Genomic DNA, 12,125 nt, shown 5'->3' with positions numbered 1-12,125 from the left:
GAATCGACGGGCGATGGAGGGCAACGGCTAAACGTGAACGAAACGCTTCTTGCCTCCTTGCGAGCCCAGCAAACAACCCTTCGCATCGTTGTCACGCTATATGCATTCGGCCTTCTTTCGGTTATGGAATCGGCCGGTGAAAGTGCCGACTTTCCGCTCCGTACTTTCTTACTGGAACGAACCGGCAGCGAACGATTCGCATGGGCATTTCTACAATTCGGGACGACCGCTTCGGCGATCAGCTGTTTCACGTTGGCCCTGATCGCTGGCCTAGCGGGGACACAGGCCCCAAAAACGCGAGCGGTATTGCTGCACGTCTCACTACTTGCTGCACTCCTTGCCACGATCTGGCAAGCAGCCATTAGTATTTCGGCAGCCTTCGCCGAGGGAGCGTTTCAGATATGGATGATCGGACAGGACGCAGGCATGTTGATCCTGCCAATAGCCCTGGCTCGTTCGATTCAAATTTCCAGCGATTCAGCATCCGCTGAGCAGACGCTGCAACAGGTCTCTCGCTGGTTGGCCTATGCGGCAGCGATTGTCTTTTTTTGCTATGGCTGGAAAGTGATCTTCCATCCCGTCACCGTTGACTCGCTGTTAACACGCTCTATCAGCCGCTGGAATGGTTACCAGTTGGTCGATTCGGTCACCCGAACACTGATGTGGGGATTTGCATTCTTGGAGTGGGGGCTAGCACTGCTGGCGATTTGGGGACCGCGACGATTAGCCATGTTGGGAATCGCAATGTGGGGTATGATAGCGGCTCTCAGCCGTATATCGGCCAATGGGTTGTTCGTCTGGGACGAAGCCTTATTGCGAGCCGTTGTCAGCGGGATTGCGATTGCAAGTTTATGGGGCATCCCCCAAAAGCCAGAAGGTAATATCCAGTAAGTCACCATTCCTGCAGCACTCTTTGACCCTTTTTTCCTGACGGGGACCTGTTCTGATGAAAGCCGCCTATTTTGAACGAACCGGAGCTCCAGATGTCATTCAGTATGGCGATTTGCCCGATCCGACTGTCGGTACGGGACAGGTTTTAATCCGAAACGAAGCGGTCGCCCTGAACCCAATTGACACCTACATTCGCAGTGGTGCAATTGCGATGAATTTACCTCTTCCCTATGTTCCCGGCTGCGACCTTGCCGGGACCATCGTTGAAGTAGGTGAAGGGGTAACCGGATTCCGTTCGGGAGATCGCGTCTGGGCAACGAATCAAGGATTGCTCGGCCGGCAAGGGACCTTCTCAGAACTCTCCGCCGTAAACGCAGAATGGGTCTATCCAATTCCTGATGGCGTGGAAGCAAGCACAGCTGCTGCGACGGCGCTTGTCGGCATCACCGCACACATCGGTCTCTCCCGAGCCAAAATTCGATCGGGCGAAACGATCCTTGTCATCGGTGGCGCTGGCGGAGTCGGATCGATGGTGGTCCAGATGGCCAAAGCCAATGGAGCTCAGGTTATCACCACTTGTGGCAGTGACGAAAAATGTCAAATCGCATACGACTTAGGGGCCGATCATACGATCAACTATCAACGCGAATCGATCGCCGGACGCACCCATGAACTCGCTCCCGAGGGCGTCAATATTTTCTGGGAAACACGAAGAGAGCCGGACTTCGACGTTGCGATTGACCTGCTTGCACAGCGAGGCCGTATGGTCCTAATGGCGGGCCGCGACGCGCGTCCTAGTTTTCCTGTCGGCGCGTTCTATGTTAAAGAATGCTCGCTGCATGGCTTTGTGATGTTTAAAGCGACCCCAGATGAAATGCGAGTCGCCGCCGATGACATCAACGAGTGGCTAGCGAACGAACAACTGAAACCGCGAATCGGCTTGCGACTGCCGCTTTCCAAAGCCGCAGAAGCCCATGCATTACAAGAACAGGCAACCCTCGAAGGAACCGGGGAAGTCAGCGGAAAAATTATTTTGGAGATCCCATCATGAGCGTTGAAATCACGGCTCAGCATCACGGCGGCCAAAAAGTGGTGGCCGTCCATAGCCCTAGCGGGGCAAAACTAGCAACCGATGCCCCCCGTGATAACGGCGGGCAAGGGAATGACTTTTCGCCTACCGATCTTGTCGCCACCGCGCTTGGATCCTGCATCCTGACAATCATGGGCTTGGTGGCTGCACGCCATGAACTGGACCTTGCTGGGGCTCGTGTCCAAGTCATTAAAGAGATGGTCAGCCACCCGCTGCGGCGGATTGGTTCCCTAAAAACCACCGTCACGTTTCCCGTTGGATTAGTCCCCGAGCAGATTCGCTCGCGACTGGAAGCGGCAGCGGGGAAATGCCCAGTGCACCAAAGCCTTCATCACGACATCGATGCGCCAATTATTTTCATCTACGAAGAGTGATCGGCCAGCCGATCAAAATCAAGCTCCAGTTGCTGCTCACTTTCGTCGCCGCTACCAATTTCGCGGAACATTAGGCTCGGCTGGATATCGTTAGCATTCTGATATTTACTGCTGCAGTATTCGTCAACTTCGCCACATAATTCGTGGTAGAAAATTTCGCAAACCTGGACACCTGCGTAGATTCGAATCGGCTGGACGCAGTACAGTTCTAAAGTCCAGTGGCCACTGTAGCCGACGTCGCCAAATCCACTGTTGGTTCCCACAAAAAGCCCCAGGCGTGTCAGCGAGCTTCGACTGCTGACCATTGGCACCAAGTTGTGGGTCTCCAGTCGCTCTATCGTGCGTCCCAGATACAACCGGTCTGGCTGCAAGACCAGCCCTTCTGGCGGTATCGACATGCGGCGGTAACGATTGGGAGTCCGCATGTCGAGAACAATCTCTTCGTAGACCAACAGCTCGTCATGCAGTCTTAGGTTGTAGCTATTCGGGTTCAAGCGTTCGCTGTCAAATGGTTCGATATGAATATCGGAGCCTAACTTTTTTTGAATCGCATCACCGGAGAGGATCATGAATAGGCTTTGAAATGAAGTGCGGGCGGTTTGAAACCGAAGTCAAAGATTGTCCTGTCTTGGCCCCTAAACTGTCAACCAAAAGGGGCTATTCGGCGGCATATTCTTCCCAGCGTCGGTCGTTTGCAACGGCATCAGGTAATCCGTCATGGACGATGTATCGGTACTTTGCGTTATAGGGATGGTTCTTGTCGATGACAAAACCTTCCTCCACGACAGGGGCAAAACAGAAGTAAGGCATAGAGGGATGCAGCCTTACCGATTGTGGAGCGCGGAAATTGTCGGGATGCGACAACACGGTCACTCCGACCAGCTCATCATCGGTCTTGCCATGAATATCGACCCAGCGGGCTTTTGAGTGATTTCCGTTGTGACGTCCCAGCCCTTCGCTAGTTAAAAACGCAAACCCGATTTGGTCCAGACTGGGGGGAATCGCCGCAACCCCATCTTTGATCGCTTCGTTGTATTGACGGTCCACCTTAGCAGCCCCTTCGCGGACCCATTGATTGCCGCCCCGCATGGCCATTCCGCCGTACAGGTAGGGTGCCAGCTCCAGCGGCGAATCAGCGATCAATTTCTGACGGACATGGATGTCGAAGAGGACGTCGGGTCCCTGCTGATGAGGCACCGAAACATCCCACTCTTCAGCCAATACATCGACTGACTGCTCGGGATCCGTCACATCGATGTAACGATGTTGGACAGTAAACCGGACTCCTTTGGCATCGCTTGTGACCGAATCGACCGCATGATGAACAACGTTTCCGGTCTTCCTTTGCTGGTTCCAGAAATCAACGGGATGTCCATTGAATTTGGTTTTAACCCAGGCGGCAAAAAGGGCATGCTGATGGGGGTGATCGGGCGAAAAATCTCCAGTGACGGTTCTCCCCTGCAAGGTTTTCAATGGATGAATGTAGCCACTTCTTGCATAGTCTGGGTCCATCCCTTCCGGTGAAGGCACGGTCCCAATGTGATAACGCATCACCTCCTGTGATCCCAGGGAGACCGAAATTGCGGTCGGCGACTGGACCAATTTCGCCTGCAGAGGTTCTTTTCCGAATGCCGATTCATTGTGAACGACAACCCCACCAAGCAAACATCCGATCGTCAAAACTATTCGCAGCTGAAAAGGGCTCATCGCAGGCTCAACAAAAATGGACCGGGAACGGGGTTTGGTTTACTGTATGGGATATCAGTGCCGCAGATCCCCTATCATACAGTCCCCCCACCTTCGTTTCAGACAGTGAGTCATCATGCGTTTGCCTTCCTTTGGATTTCTTCTGGTTGCGGTCCTTGGATCGAGTCTTTTCGGACAGGACTTACCTAAATTATCTCCGCTTCCGGTCGCGGTCCCCACGACAGAAGTTACAGCGAATCCCGAAGTCCCATTTGACGAAGCCGTCAAAGCTGCCGCGGAAAAACGCTGGGAAAAAGAGATCAACGCGATTGAAGCGAGGGATAAACTGAATCCCGACCCAGAGGATGGGATCCTATTTATCGGCAGCAGTAGCATTCGGTTATGGGAGACGATCGCAGAGGACATCGCCCCCTATCTTCCGATCCAGCGAGGCTACGGAGGAAGCAATTTCTCGAATGTCGCGGTCTTTGCCAAACGGCTGATCGAGCCACACCAGTACAAGGCGATGGTAGTCTTCGTCGCCAACGATGTAACGGGGCGCGAGACCGACAAGACGCCAGAAGAGGTCATCGAGTTAATGGACTACGTGATTGAAGTTTCACGCAAACATCAACCGGACGCCCCGGTATTTGTCATTGAAATCACCCCCACAGCAAGCCGCTGGAAAACGTGGTCTGAAATTCGCCAGGTTAACGCAGCGATCCGTGAATACTGCCTGACAACGCCGAATGTTCATTTCATCCCTACAGCGGAATATTACCTCGACGCGGAAGGCAATCCGATCCCCGAGAGCTTCCGGAGCGACAAACTGCACCTCACCCGTTCCGGCTATAAACTATGGGGTCGTCTAATCAAGCAACGCCTAGACGACTTCCTGCCCACCAACTAGCAAGCTGCAACCAAAAGAACCCAAGACAGTCTATGGTCAGGAAGCAAAGAATCCAGGACAGTCTATGGTCGGGAAGACATTCCTTGATTTGCTAGCTGGGAATTTTTGATTTCTCTTTAAATTTAGCCGTTTTTGTGCGGCTAATTTGCTTGGGGAGTGGGGCTTTACGGCTCTTTTTTGGTGTTTTTTTGGGGCATTGATGTACCGGTAGCGATCAAAGGCCCGTTTCTTGACTTTTGGGACGCGGCAAGCGACTGGATGAGCCGAAATTTCGGCTTAACCGACCGACCAGGTACTATCGATCGGTATAGAATCCCCGGCGGCCAGACGCCGCTGGAGCAAGATGCGAGTTTGCTGGTCGACTGGCGATGCGTAGCGACGCCCCATCTGCGCGTGCCGCTCGCTCAGTTCTTCTATGTTGACCGACGTCTCCCGTAGCTTTATCGGGCCTCGAAACAGGTTCGCGGGAAGCCTCTCTGAAGCTTGCAGTTCTGGTCGCGACTGAATCGCCAAATGCCACAACAGCTCTTCGTAGGCCTCTAGCTTCATTGGAACGCATCCGAGCTTTTCACTTAGCGTCTCTCGCTTCCGCACTTGCTCCTCCACCTGCGCCGCCGTTAGCTTGTTCGCAACCACCACTTGCTTGCCGTCTACCTCGCTCGGTAGTTCCAACGGTGCCAGCCATGAGCCAAAATCAACGGCTTCTTCATCGAGCGTTCTCAGCCGATCGCTGATCGAAACTTCGGCAAAGTCATCCAACGCATCCGCTAAACCAGCTCGCAGTGGGTTCAAGTCGACGTACAACATTCCCGCAAGGACCTCCTCTTCAGTCAGCAAACGGTTCATCTGGAATCGATTGCCGAAGAGATGCCCTGTCACTCCGTCTTCTTTGTTGCAGCGTCTGGAAAGCGTTTGACACATCTGTCGAACAAACCAAGAGATGTTCGATAACCGTGAGCGACGCTCTTCAACAGCTTCGGGATCGTTGACAATCTTAGCGATTTCGGATTCGGATATTTCGCCGCCGTTCTTACTGCGACACTTCGCACGGGACGTGACCGAAAGCCAGCGAATAGCAACCTCGCGTGGCGTTAACTTCGCCGCTAAGTCGGGCCGATTACGCAAGACCGCATGCCAATGATTTGACATCACACTGTAAGCCAAAACATCGATACAGAAAAAACGAGCCAGCAATGCCATCCGGTCGCGATACCACCCTCGCCGGTACGAATAATTACGCTCCGATCGCACGTCAAAACCGAACAGATACGTGCTGCGAGTAGTTTTGTTCATCACATGATATATGCTGACTTCATTCGCATTGAACACTTCACTCCGATTTACATTGCACATTTCATCTACCCCATGCATAAGAAAAGAGTAAGTCAACTCGATTCCTGCATCCTACCGCCGCAGAGGGGGCTGATCAACTCAAAAAACGGATTTGAGCCTATGCAACGAGACTCCAGTTCATCTCAATGCTTGCAAAGGACATCGAGAGCAACTGCGTCAGACGCTGCCGTCAAGTCTCGAGCACGCGATCCCTGCCTGATAAAAGGCCCCCCCCTAAGCTGGATCCACCACCCACTTAGAAACGTGACGAGCGATTACTGCTGCATTGCATATAAGATCAAATTGATTCCGATCTTCGCGGCATCCGTCGTATCGTATCCGGGGCATTGGATGGAATTGGAACTTTCCAGCGCACAACTGAGATCGTACGGTGAAAGATAGGCGGCAACCAACCCTTTGTGCATTGCGAATTCAATGGTGGGTGAAGTCTTCCGTTTGCTGATGGTAATTCCCTTCGGCCCCACCGACGGCTTTCGCAGGGTGACATTGCTTAGGTCATAACCAAACTGTGCCGTCATCGCAGGGTGATCCGGAAGCATCGATTCCAAGGGGCTTTCCGGAATAGCCGCTTTCCATTCACGCCGAAAGGCTTTGGCGAATGCTTCGCTGCCACAGATACTATCTGCCAACACAACACCCCCGTTATCAATATATTTCCGCAGTTCCTGTCGGTCCGAATCAGACCAAACAAAGTCCGTCCTGCCATGGAACCAGACAATCGGGAATGCGGACAGAGCCTCGGCATCTAGCGGGACTTCGGTCTCGACGGGCATTACCCGCACTGAGAATTTATCACGCAGCATCGTAGTAAGGTTAGGCAAGGCTCGGTTTGCTTCTTGACTGTCGGTCGCAGCCGCCAATTTTGGAATTCGCAGGACGCCTCTTTGGTTCGCCGCGTCGAAGTCAGTTACCAGGATCGAACGGGTATCCAATTTATCTTTTAAGTCTCGGCCCGTTGCGTAGGCGATGATGTTCTGCCCTAACTGAACAGCCGCTGCGGTTTCCTTGCGGATGACAGCGGGCGTTGCCATGCGTTGCTCGCTAGGGTCGCTTAGCTCCCAGCGACAGGCAAGACTTTTCGGGGAATACATCACAGCGGTCCGGCAGCAAGCCTGGACCCCGTAAAGCCAAAAGTCATTCCCAAGATGCGAGGGTTGGACTCGACCTTCGGCGGACCAAACCGGATGTTCAGGAGGAAGCTTTTCCAGGCGGGAACTTGGGAACCATTCCTGGCAAAGTTTCTGTACACTCCGTTCGAAGGGGCCTGCATCTCCACACCCATCACCCGCGTTCGCTTCGAAAAGAATGCAGCCTCCGTTGTCCAGATAGTCTTTCAGAACTGCGCTGCGTTCGGGTGACAATTGCAACGCATCGCTGCCGCTGATAATCAATACCGGTGTTTGCAAGAGGTCGGCGGTGGATGCGTCCTCTAAACGGAGCGTCTGCCACGTTAGATCACGCCCCCAAGCCCTTTCAACGTGGCGAACCAATTGCTGCAGGCCCCCACGATGTCGCTGCCAGTCATCCGGTGGCTGGGCGGCACCTTGATTAACGTATTGCAATCGTCCAACGACCACCTGTCGCTTCCCTTTGGAAAGGAATAACAAGGCCAGCGATGTTGTAATGTTAGGATCGGTTTCACCAAAGCCATTTCCTCGCCAGCGGTTCTGGAACGGGTCCTGGATTCCGATCAGGAATTCAGCCCCTTCGCGATACCAATCGTGGCCACCAATTAGGCGATGTCCGGTCATCCGCCCGACGCGTTCCATTGCATACAGGTAATAGAAAAGCGAGGCGGTTCCACTTGCGCCAGGATGCGTATTCACGCTAAAGCGGTTTCCCAACCAAGCGAGCCCTTCTTCGATCGGCTCGGATTCTTCGGAGGCCCCACCGCAGCAAATGATACGGCCATCGACAATCTGTGCGTCTCCGCGACCGATTCGCCCTTCGCAGATGATCAAGGAAGCGATCCCGGCACACGTCATGCTGCCTCGGGAAAATCCGCTCTGATAGCTCCATCCACCATCGTTCTTCTGGGATTGCAGCCAGTAGGTCTGCGACTTTTGAAAGACCGCCGGGTCAACGCGAATGCCTCGATCCTGTGCCGCCCCCAAAGCCAATAGCGCGAATTGAGTATTCGATGGGTCAGGCCCCGCAGAATTCGTTCCGTAAGCCCAGCCGCCTCGGTTTGATTGCGCCGATTCCAGCCACCGCACGTTGCGAGTGATCGCGCCGATATCGCTGGCCGCCCCAAGCTGGCAAAACACCAACGTCTGAAGCGAGACCGAATAGGTGCGATCGGGCGTCAAACCGCGTAGATAGCGGAGTGCCTTCTTAATGGTCGGGTCATCGGCCGGTAGGCCGCAATTTAGAAGGGCTAGCGTACAAAGGGAACTCAAGCCACCGGTTTGGCCCTGGTAAGCGGGCCAGCTTCCATTTTCTGATTGCGTCGAACGGAGGTATTGAACACCCCCGTTGATCGACCGCTGGACGTCGTTCGCGGTGATCTCCGCCGCCGAAAGACTGGCGGTCAGGTTTGGTGCAACAAAAAACAGACAAACGAAGGCAAAAGCACGCACCAATATCAACTCCATTTAAATGAACGATCAGCCATAGCTATGGTACGCTTCCCGGCCCAAAAAAGCACCCGCCGAGGAGCGACGTTGCTTGAATAGGTTCCTTCCCCGTAAGATACGGGCCCTTCCCGTGAATTTGTCTTTTTGAAAATGTTCCTGCAATGCCAACCGCTCCTACTCCCCCACCGCCGCCAGCTGGAAAGTCGCGTAATCTAGGGGATGTGCTGCGAGAATTCGCTCAGCACCAACAGATGATGCGCACCGAATTGGCCAAAGTGATCGTTGGTCAAGACGAGGTCATCGAACAATTGCTTGCGGCGATTTTTACTCGCGGCCATTGTTTGCTGGAGGGGGTTCCCGGATTGGCCAAAACGCTGATGGTCAGCACATTGGCAAATATTTTGGATGTCAGTTTCAAACGAATTCAATTCACCCCCGATTTAATGCCGTCGGATATCACGGGGACGCAGGTCTTAGAAGAAGACGAACAGGGGCGTCGAAGTTTTCGGTTTGAGGAAGGACCGATTTTTACGAACATCTTATTGGCTGACGAAATCAACCGAACCCCTCCGAAGACTCAGGCTGCATTGCTGCAAGCGATGCAGGAGCGGCAAATCAGTGTGGGTCGCGAGACCATGGATTTGCCGAAGCCTTTCTTTGTGATCGCAACTCAGAACCCGATCGAACAGGAAGGCACGTATCCGCTTCCTGAAGCTCAGCTCGATCGCTTCATGTTTAACATCAAGGTTGGGTACCCGTCGGCCATCGAAGAAGAACAAATCCTCACCGCGACGACTCGAGGCGAATCAGAGCAGCCGAACAAAGTCCTTTCGGGGCGGGCGATCCTGAACGTTCAGAAACTAGTCGATAGTGTCGCCGTAAGCCCACTTGTGATTCGCTATGCGGCGAGCCTGGTGCGGGCGACGCGTCCCGCCGACGAATCAGCGCCAGAATACATTCGAGATTTAGTCGACTGGGGTGCGGGACCACGAGCCGGTCAGAATCTGATCGCTGCGGGGAAAGCGTTGGCCGCGATGGATGGACGATTCAGTGTCGCTCCCGAAGATGTGACGCGAATGGCCATTCCCGTTCTTCGACACCGAATCGCAACGAACTTTCAAGCTCAGGCGGAAGGGATGGATACCGACGCGGTCATCCGCAAATTGGTTGTCGATGTTCCAGTCCCCAGTCCTGACAAATTCAAGAAGTCACAGCCCAAGAGCTAGCCCCGACAAGCCACGGACGATTGCGACTCCAGACCGCAACACGTGCCGCCCAAACACGTGCCGCCATGCATTCCTTCGACGGCATCGAATACGAATTGTCTTTGGCAGTTCGTCGGAGCAGGCCGGCGATGCATAATCTCCCTCAAGGTTTAGATTCAGGGGACAACCGAGGGGACATGAAGGACCGACGTCAAAACATCGGCGCAGTACCCCTCTCCTCACTCACAAATCGCCCCTCCCTGGAGAGGAGAACATAGTAAACCCCATCGATCCCCCTGCGCGATTTACGGAACGGGCACCCCGCAAACAGGACGTTTCCCTTTCCGTTCTAAACCGATCGGGCTAGGGGACAAATCTACAGCGGGAAACAGCATTTGCGGCTAGTTCTCATGCATTGAGCAAGGAATGTCAAAGTTTACCGGTTAGGAAGGCTGTTCACCTGGATCTAGTTAATCGTAATTTTTCGTCTCTGACGGGTCGATCAATCACTCTGTAGAAGGGGAAGATTCCGTTTGTCACGGAAGTGCCGTCTGGTGCCGTCCCCGCATGTCTTAACGATTGATTGCATTACTTAAGGGCGGATCCTATGTCCACTGGATTGATTTCGAAACTGCGTAACTGCATGGCAGCCACTGGATTAGCCGTGCTTGGCGGCCTAGCTGCAGCAAACACCTCTGGCACCTACGCAGCGGATGGTTACGGGGCCCAAGACAATGACGTCCAATCGAACTCGGCATACGAGGACGCAATCAATCGCCACCTAAACGGCAACGACATTCAGCAGGCGGGAGCATTCGCCCGTTCAGGGTCCGCTTACCATCCTGGCGGATACGAAAACAGCTGCGGCTGTGAAGCTCCTGTCTGCGACGGCAGCTGCGGCATCATGGAAAACACATGCGGTTGCGAAACAATCGGTTGCGACGGCGGATGCGACACTGGCGGCCATGGAATGCGAAAGAGCCGACGCAAAGCGGCTGTAGCTTGCCAGCCATGGTGGGCTCACCGAACCGGAGGGTACGCGGAATTCCTCTACCTAACTCCGGGCAGCAGTGACCTGATTCATGCTATCGAAACGGATGGCTTGGGAGGGGCAAACCCAGCTCCGACTGGTCCTATGGGAATCTTGGATATGGATGCCGAGCCTGGTTATCGCTTCGGCCTAGCCCTTGCCGCAAATCAATGCAGCAGCTTGAACCTGGCGTATACCCGCTGGGATGGCGGAGACACCAATACGCTTACCGCTCGTCCAGGTAATATCATCGATTCCCAAGTCATTCACCCAAGTGGGTTGACCGCAGGAGCCGCAAGTTTGCAGGCGACTGCTGCCCATGACATGTCCTTCCAGACGCTCGACTTCAATTATCGTCAAATTTGGAAACGAACCGAGAACAGTGTCGTGAACTGGTCGGCTGGCCTTCGCTACGGCAACACCGAGCAACGATTTGTTGGATCGCAGACAATTGCTGTAGCAACCGGACTGACCACCGTTTCGACCGATATCGATTTCGACGGCTTCGGCATCACTGGTGGACTTGATTTCGAACGTTACAGCTGCGGAACGGGACTGTTTCTTTACGGCAAGGGAATGGGCAGTTTGATGGCCGGTGAATGGACCGCCAACTACCGTCAAGTAAATCAGTTTGGTGGCGGTGTCATCGCAAACGACTTCAAAGACTTCCACGCAACCCCCGTACTGGAAGCCGAACTTGGGCTCGGTTGGATGAACCACAAGAACAACCTACGCCTGCAGACCGGATACATGATGAGCGGTTGGTACGAAACCGTTTCGACTCGCGGATATATCGACTCGGTTCGCAGCAACAAACTAGTCGATGTAGGCGAAACGACCACTTACAGCGGATTGACCGCTCGCATCTCGCTGCTGTTCTAGACTCCCAACGCAGCAATTGATTTTCCCAAATAGGGGTCCGACTTCGGTCGGGCCCCTTTTTTCGTTGGCGAATCGCTTTTCGGTCAATCGAATAACCTCACCAGCGGATCGTCGCCATCGGCTCCGAG

Annotated in this window: 10 protein-coding genes; 6 read left to right on the top strand and 4 right to left on the bottom strand. The window is 53.9% G+C overall.

Going from position 1 to position 12,125, the window contains the following annotated elements:
• Nucleotides 1–33 precede the first annotated feature (33 nt).
• The 3 genes from FF011L_RS03430 to FF011L_RS03420 are packed head-to-tail and all read left to right on the top strand — an operon-like array spanning nt 34 to nt 2,355.
• Nucleotides 34–891, top strand: a complete 858-nt coding sequence (locus FF011L_RS03430; protein ID WP_145350159.1) for a hypothetical protein — start codon at nt 34–36, stop codon at nt 889–891.
• A 55-nt stretch (nt 892–946) separates the two neighbouring features.
• Nucleotides 947–1,942, top strand: a complete 996-nt coding sequence (locus FF011L_RS03425; protein WP_145350158.1) for an NADPH:quinone reductase — start codon at nt 947–949, stop codon at nt 1,940–1,942.
• Nucleotides 1,939–2,355 (top strand): OsmC family protein, encoded by a 417-nt coding sequence (locus FF011L_RS03420; RefSeq protein ID WP_145350157.1) that lies wholly within the window; start codon nt 1,939–1,941, stop codon nt 2,353–2,355. Before FF011L_RS03425 ends, FF011L_RS03420 begins: the two co-directional genes overlap by 4 nt.
• Here the strand turns inward: FF011L_RS03420 and dcd are convergent.
• On the bottom strand, nt 2,343–2,924 hold the full coding sequence (gene dcd / locus FF011L_RS03415) for a dCTP deaminase (protein WP_145350156.1): 582 nt from the start codon (nt 2,922–2,924) through the stop codon (nt 2,343–2,345). The genes FF011L_RS03420 and dcd overlap by 13 nt on opposite strands.
• Nucleotides 2,925–3,012: 88 nt before the next feature.
• A complete protein-coding gene (locus FF011L_RS03410; RefSeq protein ID WP_145350155.1) occupies nt 3,013–4,062 on the bottom strand; it encodes a DUF6807 domain-containing protein in 1,050 nt (349 codons plus the stop codon).
• A gap of 115 nt (nt 4,063–4,177) precedes the next feature.
• Between FF011L_RS03410 and FF011L_RS03405 the strand changes: the two genes are divergently transcribed.
• Nucleotides 4,178–4,951 carry a GDSL-type esterase/lipase family protein gene (locus FF011L_RS03405; RefSeq protein WP_145350154.1) on the top strand — a complete coding sequence of 258 codons (774 nt, stop codon included), beginning with the start codon at nt 4,178–4,180 and terminating at the stop codon, nt 4,949–4,951.
• A gap of 276 nt (nt 4,952–5,227) precedes the next feature.
• Here the strand turns inward: FF011L_RS03405 and FF011L_RS03400 are convergent, their stop codons facing one another.
• Entirely contained in the window at nt 5,228–6,244 is a 1,017-nt protein-coding gene (locus FF011L_RS03400) for a hypothetical protein (protein ID WP_145350153.1), read from the bottom strand.
• Nucleotides 6,245–6,558: 314 nt separating this feature from the next.
• A complete protein-coding gene (locus tag FF011L_RS03395; RefSeq protein WP_218932992.1) occupies nt 6,559–8,883 on the bottom strand; it encodes a DUF4159 domain-containing protein in 2,325 nt (774 codons plus the stop codon).
• 158 nt (nt 8,884–9,041) lie between these two features.
• On the opposite strand from FF011L_RS03395, the gene FF011L_RS03390 reads away from it, so the two are divergent.
• Nucleotides 9,042–10,106, top strand: coding sequence for an AAA family ATPase (locus FF011L_RS03390; protein WP_218932991.1), 1,065 nt, complete (start codon nt 9,042–9,044; stop codon nt 10,104–10,106).
• A 586-nt stretch (nt 10,107–10,692) separates the two neighbouring features.
• Entirely contained in the window at nt 10,693–11,997 is a 1,305-nt protein-coding gene (locus tag FF011L_RS03385; RefSeq protein ID WP_145350151.1) for an Lpg1974 family pore-forming outer membrane protein, read from the top strand.
• The last annotated feature ends 128 nt before the right edge of the window (nt 11,998–12,125 follow it).

The sequence above is a fragment of the Roseimaritima multifibrata genome (genome assembly GCF_007741495.1).
Lineage (GTDB): Bacteria > Planctomycetota > Planctomycetia > Pirellulales > Pirellulaceae > Roseimaritima > Roseimaritima multifibrata.
This window is presented reverse-complemented; position numbering and strand designations above follow the sequence as displayed.

Excerpts from the sequence above, each read along its gene's own strand:
- FF011L_RS03425 (WP_145350158.1), top strand. The coding sequence starts at position 947 with ATGAAAGCCGCCTATTTTGAACGAACCGGAGCTCCAGATGTCATTCAG.
- FF011L_RS03420 (WP_145350157.1), top strand. The coding sequence starts at position 1,939 with ATGAGCGTTGAAATCACGGCTCAGCATCACGGCGGCCAAAAAGTGGTG.
- dcd (WP_145350156.1), bottom strand. The coding sequence starts at position 2,924 with ATGATCCTCTCCGGTGATGCGATTCAAAAAAAGTTAGGCTCCGATATT.
- FF011L_RS03410 (WP_145350155.1), bottom strand. The coding sequence starts at position 4,062 with ATGAGCCCTTTTCAGCTGCGAATAGTTTTGACGATCGGATGTTTGCTT.
- FF011L_RS03405 (WP_145350154.1), top strand. The coding sequence starts at position 4,178 with ATGCGTTTGCCTTCCTTTGGATTTCTTCTGGTTGCGGTCCTTGGATCG.
- FF011L_RS03400 (WP_145350153.1), bottom strand. The coding sequence starts at position 6,244 with ATGAACAAAACTACTCGCAGCACGTATCTGTTCGGTTTTGACGTGCGA.
- FF011L_RS03390 (WP_218932991.1), top strand. The coding sequence starts at position 9,042 with ATGCCAACCGCTCCTACTCCCCCACCGCCGCCAGCTGGAAAGTCGCGT.
- FF011L_RS03385 (WP_145350151.1), top strand. The coding sequence starts at position 10,693 with ATGTCCACTGGATTGATTTCGAAACTGCGTAACTGCATGGCAGCCACT.